General features: G+C 62.8%; 18 protein-coding genes. 9 read left to right on the top strand and 9 right to left on the bottom strand.

The window, feature by feature from the left end; translation table 11 throughout:
- The first annotated feature begins 26 nt into the window (after positions 1–26).
- Genes LPW30_RS08240 through moeA form a run of 4 tightly spaced genes read left to right on the top strand, consistent with a single transcriptional unit; the run spans position 27 to position 3,954 of the window.
- Positions 27–920 (top strand): AEC family transporter, encoded by an 894-nt coding sequence (locus LPW30_RS08240; RefSeq protein WP_239680594.1) that lies wholly within the window; start codon positions 27–29, stop codon positions 918–920.
- Between the two features lie 57 nt (positions 921–977).
- Positions 978–1,640, top strand: a complete 663-nt coding sequence (mobA, locus tag LPW30_RS08235) for a molybdenum cofactor guanylyltransferase MobA (protein ID WP_025281841.1) — start codon at positions 978–980, stop codon at positions 1,638–1,640.
- Positions 1,637–2,641 carry a GTP 3',8-cyclase MoaA gene (gene moaA, locus LPW30_RS08230; protein WP_239680593.1) on the top strand — a complete coding sequence of 335 codons (1,005 nt, stop codon included), beginning with the start codon at positions 1,637–1,639 and terminating at the stop codon, positions 2,639–2,641. The genes mobA and moaA overlap by 4 nt, the downstream gene beginning before the upstream one ends.
- Before the next feature lie 38 nt (positions 2,642–2,679).
- The gene (gene moeA / locus LPW30_RS08225; RefSeq protein ID WP_239680592.1) at positions 2,680–3,954 is read left to right on the top strand and encodes a molybdopterin molybdotransferase MoeA; all 1,275 of its coding nucleotides are present in this window, start codon (positions 2,680–2,682) and stop codon (positions 3,952–3,954) included.
- A 16-nt stretch (positions 3,955–3,970) separates the two neighbouring features.
- On the opposite strand, the gene LPW30_RS08220 is transcribed toward moeA, so the two are convergent.
- The 4 genes from LPW30_RS08220 to nagZ all read right to left on the bottom strand — a co-directional run bounded on the left by LPW30_RS08220 (position 3,971) and on the right by nagZ (position 6,961).
- On the bottom strand, positions 3,971–4,723 hold the full coding sequence (locus LPW30_RS08220) for an S-methyl-5'-thioinosine phosphorylase (RefSeq protein ID WP_025281844.1): 753 nt from the start codon (positions 4,721–4,723) through the stop codon (positions 3,971–3,973).
- A gap of 68 nt (positions 4,724–4,791) precedes the next feature.
- A complete protein-coding gene (locus tag LPW30_RS08215; protein WP_238624863.1) occupies positions 4,792–5,349 on the bottom strand; it encodes a hypoxanthine-guanine phosphoribosyltransferase in 558 nt (185 codons plus the stop codon).
- 96 nt (positions 5,350–5,445) lie between these two features.
- Positions 5,446–5,814 (bottom strand): DsrE family protein, encoded by a 369-nt coding sequence (locus tag LPW30_RS08210; protein ID WP_025281846.1) that lies wholly within the window; start codon positions 5,812–5,814, stop codon positions 5,446–5,448.
- Positions 5,815–5,914: 100 nt separating this feature from the next.
- Positions 5,915–6,961, bottom strand: coding sequence for a beta-N-acetylhexosaminidase (gene nagZ / locus LPW30_RS08205; RefSeq protein WP_239680591.1), 1,047 nt, complete (start codon positions 6,959–6,961; stop codon positions 5,915–5,917).
- A gap of 89 nt (positions 6,962–7,050) precedes the next feature.
- Here nagZ and LPW30_RS08200 point away from each other — a divergent pair, with 89 nt between their 5' ends.
- Positions 7,051–7,887 carry a succinylglutamate desuccinylase/aspartoacylase family protein gene (locus LPW30_RS08200; protein ID WP_238624861.1) on the top strand — a complete coding sequence of 279 codons (837 nt, stop codon included), beginning with the start codon at positions 7,051–7,053 and terminating at the stop codon, positions 7,885–7,887.
- A 426-nt stretch (positions 7,888–8,313) separates the two neighbouring features.
- Positions 8,314–8,607, top strand: a complete 294-nt coding sequence (locus tag LPW30_RS08195) for an Lpp/OprI family alanine-zipper lipoprotein (protein ID WP_239680590.1) — start codon at positions 8,314–8,316, stop codon at positions 8,605–8,607.
- A gap of 151 nt (positions 8,608–8,758) precedes the next feature.
- Here the strand turns inward: LPW30_RS08195 and LPW30_RS08190 are convergent, their stop codons facing one another.
- The 3 genes from LPW30_RS08190 to LPW30_RS08180 form a co-directional block, all read right to left on the bottom strand.
- On the bottom strand, positions 8,759–10,822 hold the full coding sequence (locus tag LPW30_RS08190) for a TonB-dependent receptor family protein (protein WP_239680589.1): 2,064 nt from the start codon (positions 10,820–10,822) through the stop codon (positions 8,759–8,761).
- A gap of 94 nt (positions 10,823–10,916) precedes the next feature.
- Positions 10,917–11,150 carry a hemin uptake protein HemP gene (locus LPW30_RS08185; RefSeq protein WP_239680588.1) on the bottom strand — a complete coding sequence of 78 codons (234 nt, stop codon included), beginning with the start codon at positions 11,148–11,150 and terminating at the stop codon, positions 10,917–10,919.
- Between the two features lie 253 nt (positions 11,151–11,403).
- Positions 11,404–12,027: a hypothetical protein gene (locus LPW30_RS08180; RefSeq protein WP_239680587.1), complete on the bottom strand. Its 624-nt coding sequence runs from the start codon at positions 12,025–12,027 to the stop codon at positions 11,404–11,406.
- A gap of 173 nt (positions 12,028–12,200) precedes the next feature.
- Here LPW30_RS08180 and LPW30_RS08175 point away from each other — a divergent pair, with 173 nt between their 5' ends.
- The gene (locus tag LPW30_RS08175; RefSeq protein ID WP_239680586.1) at positions 12,201–14,306 is read left to right on the top strand and encodes a TonB-dependent receptor plug domain-containing protein; all 2,106 of its coding nucleotides are present in this window, start codon (positions 12,201–12,203) and stop codon (positions 14,304–14,306) included.
- 6 nt (positions 14,307–14,312) lie between these two features.
- Here LPW30_RS08175 and LPW30_RS08170 read toward each other — a convergent pair whose 3' ends face one another.
- Entirely contained in the window at positions 14,313–15,626 is a 1,314-nt protein-coding gene (locus LPW30_RS08170; RefSeq protein ID WP_239680585.1) for a diguanylate cyclase, read from the bottom strand.
- 141 nt (positions 15,627–15,767) lie between these two features.
- Between LPW30_RS08170 and LPW30_RS16130 the strand changes: the two genes are divergently transcribed.
- Both LPW30_RS16130 and LPW30_RS08160 read left to right on the top strand, forming a co-directional pair.
- Positions 15,768–17,279, top strand: a complete 1,512-nt coding sequence (locus LPW30_RS16130) for a GGDEF domain-containing protein (RefSeq protein WP_239680584.1) — start codon at positions 15,768–15,770, stop codon at positions 17,277–17,279.
- Between the two features lie 164 nt (positions 17,280–17,443).
- Complete coding sequence (locus LPW30_RS08160; RefSeq protein ID WP_128571907.1) at positions 17,444–17,791, top strand: hypothetical protein; 348 nt, start codon at positions 17,444–17,446, stop codon at positions 17,789–17,791.
- Between the two features lie 44 nt (positions 17,792–17,835).
- Here LPW30_RS08160 and putA read toward each other — a convergent pair whose 3' ends face one another.
- Positions 17,836–21,075 (bottom strand): bifunctional proline dehydrogenase/L-glutamate gamma-semialdehyde dehydrogenase PutA, encoded by a 3,240-nt coding sequence (gene putA, locus LPW30_RS08155; RefSeq protein ID WP_239680583.1) that lies wholly within the window; start codon positions 21,073–21,075, stop codon positions 17,836–17,838.
- Between the last annotated feature and the right edge of the window lie 38 nt (positions 21,076–21,113).

Below are 21,113 nucleotides of genomic sequence, written 5' to 3'. Positions count from 1 at the left end.
CGGTACATTGCCGATATCCTTGCCTCATGACCACACTGCAGATCCTCATCCCCACCTTTGCCCTGATCGTTCTGGGCTTCCTGCTGAAACGACACGCCGGCTTCAACCAGGGCTTCTGGTCCGACCTGGAATGGCTGATCTACTACATCCTCTTCCCGGCGTTGTTGTTTGGCTCCCTGGCCCGGCATCCGCTGGAGATCCAGAGCGCCGCCGGGATGATCTATACCGGGTTCATCTTCATGCTGGGGGGCATGGCCCTGGGCTATCTGGGGCAGCGATGGATGCGGCTGGGGGAGCGTGAATTCGCCTCGGCTTTCCAGTGCGCCTTTCGTTTCAACTCGTATATCGGCTTTGCCATTCTCGGCGGACTTCATGGGGCTGAGGGTGTGGCCGTGTTCGCCATCCTGACCGGCTTCATGGTACCCCTGGCCAATGTAGGTGCCGTGTGGGCCCTGGCCCGGCATGGCAACCACGGCCTGCTGCGGGAGCTGTCCCGCAACCCCCTGGTGCTCTCCACCTTTGCCGGTCTGGCCTGGTCCATCACTGGCTGGCCTTTGCCCACGATGATCGACACCACCCTGGGCTTTCTGGGTGAGGCCGCCCTGCCCCTGGGGCTGATTGCCGTGGGGGCCGGCCTGCGCCTGGCGGGGGTGGGCCGGCATGCCCCGGCCATTGCCTACCTGACCGTGGTCAAGCTCATCGCCGTGCCGGCCATCGCCCTGGGCGCCGCCATGCTCCTGGGGGTGAGTGGCGTCTATCTGGCGGCCGCGCTGGTGCTGGCCGCCCTGCCCACGGCCTCCTCGGCCTATATCCTGGCCGTGCGCATGGGCGGCGACGGACAGATCGTGGCCGCCCTGATCGCCACGCACACCCTGGCAGCGGCCATCACCTTGCCCTTGTGGCTGTTATTGATCGGCTGAGGATGAGGTTGCGGTTACTCAAGCCCGCCGGATCGGGTTACACTCCGGTATAACCTTATGACCCAACCCACACCCATAGCGCCCACTCCAGCCTCCGTCACCGGCGTCATCCTGGCCGGTGGCCGGGGCGAGCGTATGGGCGGGCGCGACAAGGGCCTGGTGGATCTTGCCGGGCAACCCATGGTGCGTTGGGTCATGGACAGGCTTTCGCCTCAGGTGGACAGGCTCATCATCAGTGCCAATCGCCATGCAGATGCCTACGCAAGCTTCGGTGCCCCCGTGGTGGCCGACACACAGCCCGGCTTTGCCGGCCCCCTGGCGGGCATCGCCGCGGCGCTGAGCGCCACCACCACACCCTGGATACTCACCACCCCCTGCGATTGCCCACAACTCCCCGATGACCTGCTGCAACGACTGTCTCGGGCCCTCCAGGCTCAGGGCGGGAGGCTGGCCATCGCCCATGATGGTGAACGCCCGCAGCCCGTCTTCGCCCTGTTGCACCAGTCGCTGCTGCCCGACCTTGAGGCCTTTATCAGCGCCGGTGAACGCAAGGCCTGGATCTGGTGCCAGCGCCATCATGCGGCCGTGGCCGATTTCTCTCACTGCGCCCGGGCCTTCACCAACATCAATACACCCCAAGAGCATCGCCTGTTGGCTGCCACGCTCCCCACCGGCCAATTACCCGGGATGCCCACGCCGCCGGAGGACCGCGCCTCATGAGTCCAACACCCCCGCCCGCCCTCGTAGACCGGTTTGGACGCCGCGTGAACTACCTGCGGATTTCCATTACCGATCGCTGCGATTTTCGCTGCGTGTACTGCATGAGCGAAGACATGCAGTTCCTGCCCCGAAATCAGGTACTCACCCTGGAAGAGATCCAGCAGATCGCCCAGGCCTTTGTGGCGCTGGGAGTGGACAAGATCCGCATCACCGGTGGCGAACCCCTGATACGGCGGGGCGTGACCGGGCTGTTCCGGGGGCTGGGCAGCCTCCCCGGCCTTGAGGAACTCACCCTGACCACCAATGGCTCCCAGCTCGCCCGTCACGCCCCGGCGCTGCGGGCCGCAGGCGTCCGCCGCATCAATATCAGCCTGGATAGCCTGCGACCAGAGCGCTTTCGACGCATCACCCGGGTGGGCGACCTGCACAGGGTACTGGATGGCATTGAAGCAGCCCGCGAGGCGGGCATGGAGCGGGTCAAGATCAACAGCGTGATCCTCAAGGGCCGTAATGAGGACGAGATCATCGACCTGGTGGACTTCTGTCGTGACCGGGGCATGGATATCAGCTTTATCGAGGAAATGCCCCTGGGCGTGAATCCGGATCACGACCGGGCTGAGGTGTTCTATTCCAGCGATCGGGTACGGTCCGATATCGAGGCCCACTACCCCCTGATCCCCACCACCGAATCCACGGGCGGCCCGTCCCGCTATTTCCGTCTGGGCGATGGCCCCACCCGGGTGGGCTTCATCTCGCCCCATAGCCACAACTTCTGTGGTGACTGCAACCGGGTGCGGCTTACCGCCGAGGGGCGCCTGCTGCTTTGTCTGGGCCAGGAGCACTCGGTGGACCTGCGCCGTGTGGTGCGCGAGCACCCCGGGGATTCCTGGGCGCTGACCCAGGCCATCATCGACGCGATGCAGATCAAGCCGCAGGGACATGCCTTCGATCTGAGCGTCAAGCCGGTGATCCTGCGGCACATGAGCGTGACCGGTGGATGACCGCCTCAAAACTCACCACCCAACCCGGGGTTCAGACCATGACTGAAGCCAACACCCGTGCCGCCTCGCACTGCCACGATGACCACGACCCGGACTCCATGACGCTGCACCAGGCCCGGCAACGGATGCTCGAGTCCGTGAACCCGGTGACCGGTCACGAACGGCTTGGCTTGCGGGCCGCCCTGCACCGGGTGCTGGCCGAGCCGGTCCTGGCCCCCATTGCCGTGCCCGGCCACGACAACGCCGCCATGGACGGCTACGCCCTTCGCGGCGCCGACCTGCCCGGGCAGGGATCGGTGCGACTGGAACTGATGGGCACTGCCTGGGCCGGCAAGCCCTACACCGGCTCAGTGGGGCCAGGCGAATGCGTGCGCATCATGACCGGTGCCATGGTGCCGGAAGACTGCGACACCGTGATCATGCAGGAGAAGGTCACGCGCGAAAGCGATCAGATCATCATCCCCGCCGGGCCGCGTGCCGGCGAGAACATCCGACGAGCCGGCGAGGACGTCCAACAGGGTCAGACGGTGCTGGACACCGGAGCGGCGATCACCCCGGCGCGCCTGGGCCTCCTGGCCTCCCTGGGGCTGGTGGAAGTCACCGTGCGTCGCCGCCCGAGAGTGGCCTTTTTTTCCACGGGCGACGAGCTCACGCCCCTGGGTCAGCCCCTGCCACCCGGAGGCATCTACGACAGCAATCGCCACACCCTCTTTGGCATGCTCACCGCATTGGGCATGGACGTGCTGGACATGGGGGTGATCCCCGATGCCCGCGAGAGCCTGACGGCGGCCTTCGAGGATGCGTCGACCTGCGCTGATGTGGTGATCAGCACCGGTGGTGTCTCGGTGGGAGAAGCAGACTATATCCGCGACATCCTGGGTCAGGTGGGCCAGGTGGACTTCTGGAAAGTGGCCATCAAGCCCGGGCGTCCGCTGGCCTTTGGTCGCGTGGGGGAGGCCGTTTTCGTGGGCCTGCCGGGCAATCCGGTCTCGGCGGTGGTCACCTTTTATCAACTGGTTCAGCCCATGCTGCAACGGATGATGGGGATTGCCGAACCCGGGCTGCCCCCGCTGTTCCCGGCGATCTGCCAGAGCACGCTGAAAAAGCGTCCGGGGCGGACCGAGTTTCAGCGCGGGGTACTGGAGCGGGATGAGGCGGGGCAGATGCAGGTCCGGGCCACCCCGTCCCAGAGCTCCGGCGTGCTCAGTTCCATGAGCGAGGCCAATTGTTTCATTGTGCTGGAGATGGAGCAGAACCAGGTGGCGCCGGGCGAAACGGTGCAGGTGCAACCGTTCTGGGGCGTGCTGCCCTGAGGGACACCCACCGGACCTACATGGTCGGAATCACCGCCTCCAGGAGACGACGCACGTTCACCATGGCCTCGCTGACATTCTTCTCCACATCCTCCATGGAAATCTCCCCGGCGCCTTCGCCACGACCAGCGGCCCAGTTGGCCACCACGGCGCAGGTGGCATAACCCAGCCCCAGTTCCCGGGCCAGGCCCGCCTCGGGCATGCCAGTCATGCCCACCACGTCGCAGCCATCCCGCTCCAGTCGGTCCACTTCGGCGCGGGTCTCCAGGCGTGGGCCCTGAGTGGCGGCGTAAGTCCCGCCATCATGGGCATCGAGCCCGATGGACCGGGCGCTGGCCAGCAGGCACTGACGCAATTCAGAACAATAGGGCTCGGTGAAGTCCACATGGGTCACATGACTCAGGTCTTCCTCGAACAGGGTGTGCCCCCGGGACCAGGTGTAGTCGATGATCTGATCGGGAAAGACGATCCGGGGCGGATACATCTCGGCGGTGATCCCCCCCACGGCAGCCACCGCCACCACACGACTGATGCCGGCATTCTTCAATGCCCAGAGGTTGGCCCGGTAGTTGATGCGGTGCGGGGGGATGGTATGCCCATAGCCGTGGCGTGCCAGGAACATCACTTCCCGCCCGGCCAGCACCCCATGGGTGATGGGCCCGGAGGGCTCGCCATAGGGGGTGTGCATCACCTCGCGCCGGGTGATTTCCAGGCCATTGAGGGAGGTCAGGCCGGTGCCACCGATGATGGCAATGGTGCTGTCAGTCATGGATCTCTCGTACTTTGGGAAAATTCGGGCCGCCCGCTGGCGGCGAGGATACAGTCAGGACACCCCGCTCAACATCCTTTCACGGCGTAGATGCCGTTGGCGTTGCGCAGGTATTCCTTGTAGTCCATGCCATAACCGAAGACATAGCGGTCTTCCACTTCCACACCCACGTAGTCGGCCTCCAGACCGGGCACGCGGCGATCATGATGCTTGAGGACCAGGGCCGCGCTGTGAACCGCGCGGGCCCCCTGCCGACGGCAATACTCCAGGAGGCCGGCCAGGGTATGGCCCTCATCCAGGATGTCGTCCAGGACCAGGACGGTGCGATCCTTGAGTTCTATCTGGGGTTCCATGATCCAGTGCAGGGTGTCGCCCCCCTTGAGTTCGCCTCGATAACGGGTGGCATGCACATAATCCACCTGCAGCGGAAAATGCAGGCGGGTCAGCAAGTGACCGGTGAAGACCACCCCACCAGTCATCACGCAGAGCAGCAAAGGGTTCTGATCCTTCATGTCCCGGGTGATCGCCTCGGCCATGCGGTCGATCGCCGCCTCCACCTGTTGCTTCGAGACCAGACAATCGGCTTCGGCGTAGACCTGCGCGACGTGCTCCGGGGTAACGGACATGACAACCCTTTGTGTTTGCTGCGTGTTTGCTGCGTGAAGTGATCGATCAAGCCATGATCTCCTCTCCCGGGTGAGAGAGGAGACCCGCAAGACAACTCAGTAGGTGAAAGTCACCGTATCATCATCCATGGCCTCGCCGATGACATAGGCCCCACCCACGGTCTCGTCCACTTCGGGGATCATATCATCACCCCAGAGATCCAGCGTGGGCGTGCACACCTTGAACGTAACGCCCGCCTCGTGGGCATCCTTGATGAAATCGTAAACGGACTTGGGGCTGCCTTCCTGCACGAACAGGTTCTCGGCCACCCCCTTCTTGGCCAGCTCCCCGGCACGGCCGGTCATGACCACTTCCACGTCATATTCCATGGCCGCTGCCACGGTGGCCTGGAAGAAGGGAGCCCCCAGCTCAGAAGGGTTCTTGGGATCGGTGTTGACCATGATAATTAGTAATTTGTCGGCCATTCTCTTAACTCCTTTGGTGGTTCAGGCGGCATTATAGGCAGGCTATTCCACTCCCGCCAATGCATAAGCCCGGCTTATTCACGGATCAGCCAAGCCCTTGTCACACCGGCAATTCCATGTTTGACGAGTCGTCCATGGACCCCGCCAGGGCCACGGCGGCCTCCCAGTCCGGATCCTTGCGAAGCGCTTCCCAGGTCGGCGCCCGCCGACCGTGCATCCTGGCCAGCCTGGCCATGGCCACAGGTGCCTCGTGACCCGCCAGGGCATCCAGCGCCTGGGCCGCACCCTCGGGATGATTGCATACCAGCATCATGTCGCAACCGGCAGCCTGGGCCTTGAGCGCCCGCTCGCCGTAGTCCCCGAAGGTCTCGGTGGCCGCCATGCTCAGATCATCGCTGAAGATCGCTCCCTGGAAACGCAGCTGCCCACGCAATATGTCCCTTAACCAGTAGCGCGAGAACCCCGCCGGCAGCCCATCAGCCCGGTAGTACACCACATGGGCAGGCATGAGCCCGGCGATGCCCTGCTCGATCAGCCGCTCGAAGGGCAGCATGTCATCAGTGAGGATATCCCGCTGCGGTCGCTCGTCCACCGGCAATTCCAGGTGGGAATCGGCGCGTACGCCGCCATGGCCGGGGAAGTGCTTGCCCACTGCCTCCATGCCCGCCGAGCGCATCCCCCGCATCCACTGCACGGCCAGATCGGCCACCACATGGGGCGAGCGATGAAAGGCGCGATCCCCGATCACACCGCTGCAGCCGTGGGCCAGATCCAGCACCGGTGCAAAGCTGAAGTCCACACCCGCGGCGCGCAACTCCGCGGCCATCAGCCAGCCCAGCAGGCGGGATCTGCGCCGTGCCTCAGCGGGGTTCCTGTCGTACACTTCACCCAGGCGGGCCATGGGGGGCAGCTTCGTGAAACCTTCACGGAAACGCTGTACCCTGCCCCCCTCATGATCCACCGCCACCAGCAGATGCGGATCCCGCAGGGCATGGATCCGGGTCACCAGTTCGGTGAGTTGCTCCACCGACTGGAAATTACGGGTGAACAGGATCACCCCACCCGCCATGGGATGGCATAACAGGCGTTGCTCGGCGGCGGTGAGGGTGGTCCCCTCAAGATCCAGCATCACGGGCCCCAGGGGCATGGCAGCTTACTCTTGCACTCGGGATCGAGACCCGCGATTGTAACGGATAGCGCTCCAAGGGCCACACAACCCAGAAGGATCGGATGCCGATGGCAGATCAAAGCACCCCAACCGCCCACCCGGTTCATGACCTGGGACCCGCCGAAAGGCGACCCCGGGTGGCACTGGTCAACCCGGGGGGCGAGGCCAACATCAACGGCCAGTTCGTGCTGGGGCGCCTCAGCGCCTTTCTCAAGAGTCTTGAAACGGGTGAATCCGCACGGGGCCGTCTGCGCAAGCGGATCCTCATCGCCCCCTGCCCGGATGCCGATCAGGCCGAAGCCGTGGCCCAACAGACCCGGCAGGCCTTCTACCGGGTGGAGGTGGGGCACGGGGCGGACGGTATGGATGCCCTGCCCCAGGTGTCGCTCATGAACCCCAGCGACGACGAACGCGCCTCTGCCTGCCTGTTCGGCCTGGCCGCAGTGATTGAGCACTCGGGACACAAGAACGACGACTCTCCCTGGCTGCCCGCCTGGCAGGAGGCCGGCGGTGAAAACCTCTACCTCAAGGCCGGACGCGCAGGTGAATTGCAGCCGGCCCTGTGCGAGCGCCTGTTTCGTGCCCTGGTCAACTTCCTCACCCATGCTGAGGTGATCCAGGAGATCAGCCTCGCAGAGGAAGAAGACGATCTGCACTACTTCGGCCACAACCAGATCTTTGAACTGACCAGCGACGCCCGCGGCCTGTTCGTCTTCCGGCAGGATCCGGGGCACTGGCTGCACGGGGGTGATCTCATCGGCTATCTCTACGACCGCGGCACCGGTGCCCTCATCAAGGAATTCAAAACACCCGTGAGCGGCCTGTTGACCTCGATCCGGCGCAATCCGCTGGTGGAGGCCGGCTCGCCCGTGGCAACGGTCAGCCGCCTGGAACGCGAGGACTGACGCGCCCACAAAAAAACGGGGTATCCGAAGATACCCCGCAAGCAGGAGGAGTGAACGAGATGACCGACAAGGCGGTGATGCATATCTTGCCAGACACTCAAGGATGAGCAACCGGCGTGCCAAATCATAACTCACTGATTCAAAAGGACTCATCGATTCCTTTGGAGCATCAGCTCGCACCAAAAGGGTGCAACCATTCAGGGATTCGCGCAGCAATGATGCACCGCGGAATTTCCGGTTTTGTGAACGACTTACAAGAGTGATGACCCGGCAGTATTGATATTCCACTTGACCTGTTACACTCAAGTGGCGTGAATTTTTTCAGAATTCAGTCCGATGGAGTCATGGCCACCGCGCCTTGGGGCACCCCCGGGCTGGAGCCATACATGCCCCGAAAAACAACGATCCTTTGTAATGGAGGTTACGATGCGTAAAGGTATGATCAGATTTGCCGCAGTTCCTGCAGCCGCTTTCGCTCTGGTGCTGAGCACCGGCTGTGCCACCACCCAGAACATGGAAGAACATCGGCAGTTGATCGACGACACCAGTGTCACGGCCGACCGCGCCCTGCGCACCGCCGAGGGGGCCCAGTCCAGTGCCGACAGTGCCCAGCGCACCGCGAACGAGGCCAACCAGAAGGCCGACCGCGCCCTGGAAGAGAATGCCCGCCTGCGGGAGATGATGCAGCGCATGGAGCGCACCATGGAGCGCAGCAAGTAAGCACGCCCCAGGCGTGTCATGATTGACTGACACGCAAAACAGACCGGGCCCGCCAAGTAAATGGCGGGCCCGGTTTTTTTATGCCTGATCAGTGATCCAGGTTAGGGTACGGAGAGCCTGGCCCCCGCCCCCTGCACTTTGGATTCAATGCTCAGAAGCGGTACTTCGCGCCGAGTTCAAAGCTGCGCTCCGGTCCCACATAGATGCCCTGCCGCAGGCCCGAGATATAACGCTCATCGGTCAGGTTCTTGATGGCACCAAAGACACTGAACTGCTGATTGACCGCATACTGCCCAGTCAGGTCGACCGTGTAGTAACTGGAAAGCAGTCCATCCCGATGATTCTCAGGATCGATCTCCTTACGGTTGCGGGCCTCGCCATAAACTTCCCCTGTGTAGTTCACAAGCAAAGCCGCCTCCAGAGGGCCTGTGTAATAAGCCAGCGTCAGATTACCCATCCACTCCGGGGAATAAGACAGTCGGTTTCCAGCATCTACTCCCTTCTCTGGAATACCGGATCGAAATTCAGCAGTCGGGATCCAGGTGAAATTACCGTCCAGCATGAATCCATTTCCGAAATCATACCCGACAGCACCCTCTACGCCTCTGATCCGAGCATCACCTTCTTTAGGATCGGCGATGGCCGATATGCCGGGTTCAACATAGTTCGAGAAATCCATGTTAAAGGCAGCGACTTCGTAACGCATGGAACCGGTGGCGCCACGAACTCCGATCTCTATATTGGTGGATTTTTCGGGATCCGAAACGAGATCCGGATCCAGGGCATTGGCTACCTGCGGGGGTGCCATCGCCCGGTGAATGCCACCGAACAACTGTGCCGACGGATTCAGCCGATAGGTTGCACCAATACCCGGAAGGAAATGGGAGTCAGAAAAGGAACCGTCATTGTCGGCTCGCTTTCTATCCTCTCGCTCTACCTTATACCGTTCTGTGCGCAATCCTGCGGTGATGGAGAGGTCCGAGGTCACGTCAAAACGGTTTTGTGCAAAAAGCCCAACATTGGAGGCACTGAGGGTGCGATCCTCCCTCAACTCTGATTGATGGGTGGTGTCGTAACGCAATGCAAAAGGAGTCTTTCTTGCGTCGATATCAAGCATCTCCTCTTCCATGTACCGGATACCAAACTCGGCCTCATTATTAATGCCAAACGCTTCGTGATTCAACGTCAAGCGCGAATCGACACCGATACGCTCGAACTCACGGACAGCACCGCGAAACGTGTCTTCAAGATTCCAGACTGTCACTCCATCAACCCGCTTGGTGTCGTTACCCTCTTGCCGCCAATAGCCACGATCCATCTCGCTCCAATAAACCAGCGTTCTCAACTCGGCATCCCGGTTGATCTGCCATTCATGGTTCACATCAAACGATGTTCGACTGGTGAGATAATAGTCATCCGGTGCGGGGTTGAATGTCTTGCCCGCCTTGTAGGCATCCTCAAAGAGTCCACGGTACGAGATATTGGCCTCATTGTCGTAGTAGACAAATTTCGCACTGATGTACTGGTCTTCACCAATGGCCGTGCCTGCCCTGACCATCACATCAGTCATGGTGTAGCCCTTATCCATCCAGCCATCACTTTCGGCGCGGGTGGCGATGATGCCGAAGCGGGAATCGCCACTGGGGGAACTGCCACCGAGCTCCGCGACCACCTCCTGGGTATTCCAGGAGCCCACCTTGCCGCGGACGGACACACCATCCTCAGGCATTCTGGTCTGGAAGTTGATGACACCACCGATATTGTTGGGTCCATAACGCAGGGAGGAGGCGCCCTTCAGGACTTCAACCCCTTCCATGCGCTGCACCCGGGGATTGTAGTACCTGGAGTTACCGATAAATATCCCGGGCTGGACCGGCACACCGTCCTCCAGCACCAGGGTCTTGAAATCGCCGGCGGGGATGCCGCGCACACCAAAATTGGTCACTACCGCAGACTCTTCCTCGCCCTTGATATAGACACCCGGCACCCTGCGCAGCAGATCCTCGGTGGAGCGAGGCTGGATGCGATCCACATCCTCCTGGGTCAACACATTCACCGCGGCTGGAATCCTGGCCCGCTCGGCTTCGGTTTGTCCGACGACATCGATGCGGGGCAGCTGGAATGCCCTTTCCTGAGCCATGGCCGTGCTCACGCTCCCCATCGTGCCGAGTGCCACGGCCACCGCCGTGACCAGTGAGGTATTTTTGAGTTGCACCGTTAAGACTCCAGTCGTTTCTGTTGTTGTCAAATGTTTGGCTGCTTGGTGATCACTGCCCGGGACACGACTTCCACCTCCCCCGGACAGCGGATCATTTCGTCAGAATCAGTTTTCCCTTACTGGTGACACGCAGGGTGTAGATCTCCCCCATGTGCTCGATCTGCAACTGCCGCCTGCCCTGCAACAAGCGCTGGCTGGACAGCAGATCCCTGCCGCCGGAGGACAACCCGGAATGGCCGGCTCCCTCCTGCGTGCGGAGGGCATCGGGCATCGCCGGATGCTTGGCCGGATGCTTGGCCGGACGCTTGGGATTGTGCTGGTTCATCGGATGATCTCGCGGACGTCTTGGCAGCGCCCGGCGCCCGGCGGGCACCCACCGCAGCCAGACACCTCCAGGGCAGTGGCGCTATTGTTGTTGATAATCAATCCTATTGTCAAACCCTATCGGGACGCATTCGGGAACTTTTCACGGAGAGATCAATACAGGACGCCCGCCGAAGGCCAGTCAGCAAGGGGAAATCAGGGAAGGAGCCCCTCTCCCGCTCGCGGGAGAGGGGTTGGGGTGAGGGCCAGGCCGCTCAGTTCCGCCGCCGTGGCACCGCACTGGCAGGGTGCAGATCACACCGCAATTGCCCGCGCAGGAATCGATGCCCCTCGATCCGCTCACTCAGCCCCCGGCGGTAATCACTGGTGGTGCCCACCACCTGGGCACAGGCGGCGGCATGGGTCTGATACTGCCCCGAGCGGGGGCACAGGGTGAGGCGCGTGCCATCGAAATGGGCATACCCCGTGCCGCGACGACGCACCCGTCCGTCTTCCACGGCCTGCATCTCGAACCCCCATTCCATGCCCTGCACCACATCCAGGGCCAGGGGCTGCACGCTGCGCCAACTGCCGCCCAGATAGGCTTCGGCCTCCCTCAGCACACATTGAACCCGTTCACCGAACCCCGCCTCCTGACGCCGCACCTCCAGCTCCGCCCGCTGCCTGGCGGCCTCCTCCTCACGGGCCCGGGCCTCGGCGGCCCGCTGCTCCGCGCGAGCCTGATCCAGAGCCGCCTGCTGCTGACGGGCCTGCAAACGTTGCTCCGCTGTCATGGCCTCCCATTGTTCCTCGGGGATGTCCAGGGGATAGCGGGTGGCGCACCCCAGCAGGAGCACGACGATCGACAGGGTGATCAGCAGAGCGGGTATGGTTTTCATCAGTTGCCTCATTGGTGGGAACGGGTGCGTGGCACGGCTGCGATAACCCCACAGATTAAATCGTGTAATTTCCATGATAAATCCATATTATTCCGCATGATAAGCCCGCCTGGCCGCCCAAGGGCACCGAAGAAGCGGGTGATGACAAACAGCCACCTTGAGGAAGAGAACCCATGCGTCTGCGTGCCCTCACAGCACTGATCACCACCTCTGCCCTCCCCGTCACGCTCCTGGCGGAGACCTCCGTCACCCTCCCGCCCATGACGGTCACGGCCAAGGGCTATGAAGCCGCCATCACGGAGACCGCCGCCGCGGTGAACGTGATCGAAGGGGATGCCGTGCGGTGGCGCCAGGCGCGCACCCTGGGCGATGTGCTCCGGGGAGAGCCGGGGTTGTCGGTGGCAGTGGACGGCTCGGTGGGCGTGGACCCCATCATTCGGGGCCTCAAGCGTGACCAGGTGCTGGTGCTGGTGGACGGCGTTCGCATCAATGCCATGCAGCCCCCGGCCCGGGGATCGCTGGCCTCGTACGTGAACATGGACCTGGTGGAACGCATCGAGGTGATCCGGGGACCCAGCTCGGTGCTGTATGGCGCCGGTGCCATGGGGGGCGTGATCAACATCATCACCCGCGGTGGCGGCATGACTGCGGAGCCCGAGACCCGGGGCTGGACGAGCCTGGGCTACTCCTCGGTGAACACCAGCATTCGCGGCTCCCTTGGGGCCTCGGTCTCGGGACCGCGCAGTGTGCTGGATGTATCCGCCGCCTATCTGGATACGGATGACTATCGCACTGGCGAGGGGGAAAGGCTTCGCGACAGCGGCACTGAACAGCAGGCGATGCATCTGCGTTACCGGGTGCGGGTGACCGACGGCCACGAACTGCAGTTCCGGGCGCAGCGGGATCGGCGGGAGGATGTGTGGTATCTGGCGTCGCGGCGTTTTCTGGAAGAGGCATTCGAGCCGCCGGCAGGACAAGGCTTGCCCCAGCCCCAGGGCTTGAACACTCACTACACGCCCCGACAGACCCGGGATCTGCTGGAACTCAGCTACGACGCAGACCTGGGAGGCGCATGGGGCAACCAGCTATCCGCCTCGGTCTACCGCCAGGAACTCACACGAGGTAATTATGACTGGAACCGGGAACGACGGACCGACTACCGAACCTCCGACACGGATTTCACCACGGATGGCGTCAGGATTCAGTGGGAGTCCTCCCCCCTGCCTCGGCACGTGCTACTGGTCGGCGCGGAAGCCTGGCGGCTGCAGGCCAGCCCGGTCTCCTATATCGGCTTCCCTCCGGATTATGATCCCGTCAATGAATTCCAGCTGATCGACCAGGGCCGTCTGGAATCGCGAGGCCTGTTCATCCAGGACGATATCCACCTGGACAACGTCACCATCTCGCTGGGTGCCCGCTACGATGAGGTGCAGGGTCGTGCCCGGGAGGCCTTCAATGTGGAAGGCCCTCTAGACAGCACCGACTACAACCTGTCCTGGTCCACGGGCATCACCTGGTATGTCGACGACGCCTTCACACCCTATGCCAGTCTCTCGGAAGGCTATCGCTCAGCCGGCCTGCTGGAACGTTACCTCACCTATGCCTACAGTGATGGCTTCACCTGGCTGAGCAATCCCCAACTCGACCCCGAACGCAACCGCACCCTGGAGATCGGCGCCCGCGGCGAGCTGGGCAACACCCGCTACACCGTGGCAGTGTATGAGAGCCGAATCAAGGATCACATTGGTGGCCAGGTGGTCAGCCCCGGCCTGAAACAAACCGTCAACCTGGACGAAGCCCGCATCCGTGGCGCCGAGTTCAGCCTGGAGCACGACCTCACCGACCGGCTCACGGCACTGGCCAGCGGCACCTGGCTGCGCGGGGACAACCGGGATTCCCGGTTTGACGAACCCCTTTACCAGATGCCCCCATCGGAACTCACCCTGGGCCTGCTCAGTGGTGCACCCCGGGGCTGGCAATGGGAGGCGCGACTGCGGGCCGTGGCCTCACAGGATCGGGTGGCGGAACGCTTCAGCAACAGCAGCGAACGCGAGACCGGCGGCTTCACCACCGCCGATGTCCGGGTGGGTTACCGCTTCGGGCCCGGGGGCGGCTTCCGGGAACAGGCACTCACCCTGGCGGTGACCAACCTGGCGGACCGGAATTATCGGGAACACGTCAACGAGATGACGGATGAGCGCCTGGCCAGTGGGCCGGGAGTGCAGGAATTGCGGGCACCGGGCCGCAGCCTGGGCGTGACCTGGGTGGGAGAATTCTGATCAAGCTCAGTTGCGCTCCTGCGCCCCCGAGTTTGACTCCGCGACCGGGGTGGCCACCACCCTGTTGCGGCCCGACTCCTTGGCCTGATACAGGGCATTATCTGCCTCGTGAAGCATCTGTTCCAGGCTGCTTCCCAGGCGGGTGGTCACTCCCACACTCAAGGTCAGCTTGACGCACTCGCTGTCCAGACAGAACTCCATGCTGGCCACCGCCTGACGCAGGGTCTCGGCCAGCGCGATGGCCGCCTTGTGATCAACGTCCTGCGCCACCAGACAGAACTCCTCGCCACCGTAACGCACCAGGATATCCGAGGCACGCGCCCGAGCCTTGAGCGCCTTGGCCACCTGGGTGAGCACCTCGTCTCCCCCGAAGTGACCGAAACGATCATTGATGTGCTTGAAGAAATCCAGATCCATCAGGATCACGCCCAGACCACGCCCACCCCTGCGGGCTGCCTCGTGCAGCATCTGTCCGGCATCGGCCAGATATCGGCGATTGAACAGGCTGGTCAGCGGATCATGGTTGGCGGCGTTTTCCATCTCCTGGATCAGTTCGATCAGGGCCACGTTCTGATTGACCCGCACGAAGAACTCCTCTTCCAGGAAGGGCCGTGTAATGAAGTCGTTGGCCCCGGCCTTGAGCTGACGGGCTGAAAGGATGCCCGAGCCATGATTGGACATGCCGATGATGCACAGCCGGGTGCGGCAATAATGTTGGCGAACCCGGGTGATCAGGGTGATGCCATCCATGCCGGGCATGTGCTGATCGCACAGCATCAGGTGAATCTGATCGCCCCGCTCTTCCAGCAGTTTCAGTGCGCTCTGCCCATCCTTTGCCTCCAGCAGCCGGTAGCCGTAGCGATGCAGCAGAGCCATGAGGTAGGCTCGAGCGGAGGTGGAATCATCCACCACCAGCACGCCAATGTTGCGATTACGATGGATACGCTCCACCGAGCGCACCACATGGTCGATCTCGGAGAGATTGTCCTTATTGATGTAATCGATAATGCCCAGATCAATGAGCCTGTCCCGCTCATCGTCGCTGACACCTGCCGTGAGGACCAGAACCGGAATGCCCTGATCAAGCACCCAGGGAACCACTTCCCCGTCCGGCGCATCCGGCAGATTCAGGTCCAGCACGGCGAGGAAGAACTGCTCGGCACCTTCTTCAAGTGCCGCCTTGGCCTGGGCCAGGGAGCCGGCCACTCTTACCTGAAGATCGGGCAACTCAGCGATCTTGTTGGCCAGCAGACCGGCCACCGAGCGGCTGTCCTCGACTACAAGGACATGATGGCCGGTTTCTCTGTAGATCTGTGGCATGTCGAGGGAGCCCGTGTCGGGGCGATAGACTGGTATCATGGTAAAGAATTGTAGCGAATATAACACCCCGGCCCCATCGGATCACCGGTTCGGGTGGCCAAGATGGCAGCCCTCCGCGTGGGGATACACTGACACTTATCCGTGATTCACAGCGTCAAGCCAAACATACTCATGGTCTACCTGGTGGCGGGCCTCAGTTGCCTGCTGCTCACGACCACCTTCTATCTGGGCGGCTTCAAGCCCCTGGCGGATCGTCTGCGGTCGGGACATGAAGCAGAGATCGAGTTCTCCATGCGTGCTTCCCAATGGCTCGTACAGGGGGTTCTCGACCGTCACTTTGCCCTGGCACGTCAGACCGCCAGCCGGACCGCCATCCGCCAGCGACAGGTGGAGCACCTGCAAGGACGTATCTCCCTGGAAACCCTGCGTGGTTTCAGCAACCCGAAGCTGGCCGACGCCCTCATTGCCAATGACGAGCTGCTGGGCATTGAGCGCCTCGGGCCGTCGGGGGAGCGGTTTCTGCAGGTCGGCCTGTTGCCAAACGAAAGTCCCGCCGAGGCCTGCCTGGCACGAGAGGACTCCGGTATCCATTTGCTTGAACCCATGCCGCTGGGTGAGTACCAGGCACTGGTTTACTGCTCCCCCATCATCGACCCTGCCGCCGGCTGGGTGGGCTCGGATCTACTCTACGTGAACGCCAGCGCCCTGAACGCGGTCATCGAAAGACCCCAGGAACGCGATCTGCGAACCATGACCTTTGGCCTGGCCGGCCCGACCGGGGAGATTCTCTTCTGGCCACGAACCCAGGCACCGATGGACTCATTGGAGGCGTTCGAGCGCTTTCGGCAGGGGCAAGAACAGACATCCGGCCATCTCGTCCGCGTCCTGGAGCTTGAGGGCACGAACTGGCAATTGTTCGCCGTGGTGAACGAGCAGCGTTTCTTCGCGGAGACCAACGAACAGCTGGGTCGCCTCACCCTGATACTCGGGCTTTTGGTCCTGGTGATCTTCGCCCTGACTGTCGCCACTCTGCGGCCCATCATCCGAACACTGGTCGAAGCCCACGACCTGGCGGACCGGGCTCAGCGGGATGGCATGACCGGCCTGTTCAACCATGCCCATATGCAGGAACTGGTGGAACGGGAAATTCAGCGCAGCCGCCGCTATCGCAACGCCTTCTCCCTGCTCATGCTGGACATTGATCATTTCAAACAGGTGAACGACACCCATGGACATCCGGTGGGTGACGAGGTTTTGAGCCATATCGCCCAGATTCTCACCGATCTGGCCCGACAACCGGACCTGGCTGCCCGCTACGGGGGCGAGGAGTTCCTGCTCGTCATGCCGGAAACGGGTCCGGAAGGGGCGCTGATGGTGGCCGAGCGCCTGCGCCAGGAGATCAAGGACAATCCCGTGGAGGTCGGCGGCACGCACATCCCGATCACCGTGAGCATCGGCGTGGCCAGTTGCCCGGCTCACACGCCGCCGCCTTCCCGGCAGTCCATGATCCGCATTGCCGACGAGGCCCTGTATGCCAGCAAGCGCAATGGGCGGGATCGGGTGACCCAGCAGGTAATCGACGGCAAGACATCACGTTCGCTGCGGCGCGTGGAGGGGCCTCATCCGGATGGGCGGAAAAAAGAGGGTTCCTGAATACCCCCTGTCCCCGGCCGGTAGCCACGCATGCAACCTTGTCCGCACAGAAATGAGGGGTATTCTTGAGCCAGCGCTTGGGGCAAAATAATGCCCTTTCGGATCATCCTTCCCTTGACAATCGGCCCATCGCCCTGAGCCGCAAACATCCATTGAGAGACACCATGCCCGCAAGAACACGCATCATCCTCCTGAGCATCGCCGCTTTGATCACCATCGTCTTTCTGCAACCGCTGCTCACCTTGCTTGGCGGCCTGATGGTGCTCGCCCTGGTCGGAACCCTGATCTTCCGCGATCTGCCGCTGGACACCCAGGACGCCATCGAAGAATACGTGAACGCCTGGCTACAACGTGCCCGGGATGGCTTCTGGCCTTCCAGCCAGTCCCGTCACGATGATGATCCGGTCCTGATGGTGGAAGAAGAATACGAGGAGAAGCCCGCACCCAAGCCCCGCGCACGTCGCAGCCGGGCGCGGAGCAAGAGCACCTCCGGGAGCAGCACCACTTCCTGAAACAACGGGGCACCCGCCCCCGCATCCCCGGCCGCGGCGGGCTCTCAGCCTGCCGAGCGCCGGCGGCTCACCGACTGCGGTGGCGGCAGTCGCTTCTGCCCATTGCCACCACCATGGCCATTCGTGCCACCGCCGCCATCCCCTTCGGCCATCGCAAACAGGCTGGCATTGCCGCCCACTGCGGCGGTATTCATCGTCACCACCCGCTCGGTGGCAAACTTCAACAGGTAATGGGGGCCACCGGCCTTGAAGCCGGTCCCTGAAAGCCCTTCGCCACCGAAGGGCTGGGTGCCGACCACCGCCCCCACCATATCCCGGTTCACATAGGCGTTGCCCACCCGTGCCCTTCGCGTCACGGCCTCGGCATGGGCATCGATCCGGCTGTGGATGCCCAGGGTCAGACCAAACCCCAGATCGTTGATCTGATCCACCAGGGAATCCAGTTCCCGGGCACGCCAGGTCACCACGTGCAACATGGGGCCAAACACCTCGGCCATCAACTCATCAATGCTCTCCAGGCGGTACAGAGAGGGCGCCATGAAGAAACCCTGCTCGCAGTCCCCTCCCAGCGGCGCCCGGTGCAGAACACGGCCGTGCTCCTCCATGGTCTGATGATGGGCCTCGAGCCGCTCCAGGGCCTCGGCATCAATCACCGGGCCCACGTCCGTCACCAGCCAGCGGGGATCTCCCACCACCAGGGAGTCCATGGCGCCCTTGAGCATCTTCAAAAGCGGCTTGACGATATCCGCCTGCACGCAAAGCAGCCGCAGGGCCGAGCAACGCTGACCCGCACTGAGGAAGGCCGAACGCACGATGTCCATCACTACCTGCTCATGCAGGGCAGTGGAATCCACGATCATGGCATTGATGCCGCCGGTCTCCGCGATCAAGGGAACAATGGGACCCTCACGCTCGGCCAGACCCTGGTTGATCAGGCGCGCCGTCTCATTCGAGCCGGTGAAGGCCACGCCTTTGATGCGAGGATCGCTCACCAGCAACGGCCCGATCTCACCACCGGGCCCGGGGAGGCAGTGCAGCACGTTGACGGGAATACCGGCCTGATGCATGAGCGTCACGGCCCGGGTGGCCACCAGACTGGTCTGCTCCGCGGGCTTGGCCACCACGGCATTACCGGCTGCCAGCGCAGCGGTGACCTGCCCGGTAAAGATGGCCAGGGGGAAATTCCAGGGGCTGATGCACAGAAAGGTGCCTCGACCACGCAGACTCAACTCGTTTCGCTCTCCGGTGGGCCCCGGCAATACGGCAGACCGTGAGAACAGGCGGCGGGCCTGGGCGGCATAATACCGGCAGAAATCCACCGCCTCGCGCACCTCGGCGTGGGCATCACGCAGGCTCTTGCCCGCCTCCTCCACACACAGACTCATGAGTTCGGCCTGGTGCTTTTCGTAAAGATCAGCGACCTTTTTCAGGATTTGGGCTCGATCCTCGGCGGGTGTGGCCTCCCAATCCGGCCAGGCGGCATCCGCCGCTTCCAGTGCCGCCTTCACATCCCGCTCACCGGCCCAGGTCATCTTGCCCGGCTGGCACTGGGCATCCGCTGGAGATATGACGGCCTGGGCCTGATCCGTACGCATCGTCCCGGCCACCAGCGGCCCGCCACGCCAGCCCTTCCCGGCGAGTTGCGTCATCTGAGCGGACAGCTTCAACAGCAAGGAGCGATCCGAAAAGTCCAGCCCCGCACTGTTACGCCGCGCCTTGCCATAGATGTCCTTGGGGAGGGCGATACGCGGGTTGCGCAACGGCTCGCAGATGCGCAACTGTGCTGCGGGATCGGCAATCAGATGCTCCAGATCATCCTCGTGGATGCGATGCACGAACGAAGAATTGGCACCGTTCTCCAGCAAACGGCGCACCAGATAGGCCAGCAGGTGTTCATGGCTGCCCACCGGCGCATAGATGCGGCAGGGCACCTTGGGGGTATCACGCCCCACCAACTGATCAAAAAGCGCCTCACCCATGCCATGGAGACGCTGCAGCTCGAACTCCTTGCCCTGAGCCATTTCCATGACGGCGGCCACCGTATGGGCATTATGGGTGGCGAACTGCGGATACAGGTGCGGGCAGTCGTGCAGCAGGTGGCGGGCACAGGCCAGGTAGGAAACATCCGTGGCCGCCTTGCGAGTGAACACCGGATAGTCGGACAGGCCCTGAACCTGTGAGTCCTTGATTTCCGTGTCCCAGTAGGCTCCCTTGACCAGGCGCACCATGAGTTGGCGACGCTTCAGGGCGGCCTTGTTCTCCAGCCACCCCAGCACCTCCCAGGCCCTCTTCTGATAGGCCTGCACGGCAACCCCCAGACCTTCCCAGTTCTCCAGGCTGGACTCATCCAGCAGGCGTTCCACCACATCCAGCGACAGGTCCAGGCGCCAGGACTCCTCGGCATCGATGCACAGGGGGATGTAATAGTCCCGGGCCAGTTGGCACAGTTCCAGGATGCGCGGCATCAGCCTGCGGTGCACCCGCTCTTCATGTCCGGGCTCGTAACGGTTATCCAGGGCCGAGAGCTTCACCGAGATGCCCGGGCGCTCCCGCATGGTGATGCGCGGGTCCACCGACTTGCCGATGCGCACGATGGCATCCTTGTAGGCCTGAAAATAGGCCTGGGCGTCCTCCTCGGTGCGGGCCGCCTCGCCCAGCATGTCGTAGGAATACAGATAGCCATGCTTTTCGTTTCGACGCGCCCGCTTCATGGCCTCGTCGATGGTTCGACCCAGGACGAAACCGTCTCCCAGCATGCCCATGGTGCGGCGCACCGCCGTACGGATCACCGGGCTGCCAATACGGGCCAGCATGCGATGCACCACCCTGGACAACCAGCGTCGGCGATCATCCGTATCAATGATGCGCTCACTCAACCACAGGCTCCAGGTGGCGGCATTCACCAGGAATGGCCGATCACGCCCCAGGTGGGCATCCCAATGGGAGGCAGTGAGCTTGTCGTGAATCAGCCGGTCCGCCGTGGCCTTGTCCGGCACCCTGAGCAGGGCCTCTGCCAGGCACATGAGGGCGATGCCCTCATCGCTGGAGAGATCATATTCCTGCATCAGCGCCGCCATGCCGGACTGGCGCTTCTGCGCCTGGATCATCCCCTTGACGAGCCCCCGGGCCAGGTACCGGGTGCGGGTGCCACTCTCCTCGTCCTGGGGCAGGCGTTCGAGCAGCATCCTCGCCGCCACGGCCTCATCGGCCCGATACAGTTTGCTGATGGACTGTCGATCGCGGTGCGGCAGAGAGTCGGGATCGGCGTAGACAAATCGGCTCATGCTGTTGTCCTGTCTTCCTGGCAATCGCATGAGGATAG

Origin of the sequence: Ectothiorhodospira variabilis (assembly GCF_022227625.1) — a bacterium.
GTDB classification, from domain to species: domain Bacteria; phylum Pseudomonadota; class Gammaproteobacteria; order Ectothiorhodospirales; family Ectothiorhodospiraceae; genus Ectothiorhodospira; species Ectothiorhodospira haloalkaliphila.
This window is presented reverse-complemented; position numbering and strand designations above follow the sequence as displayed.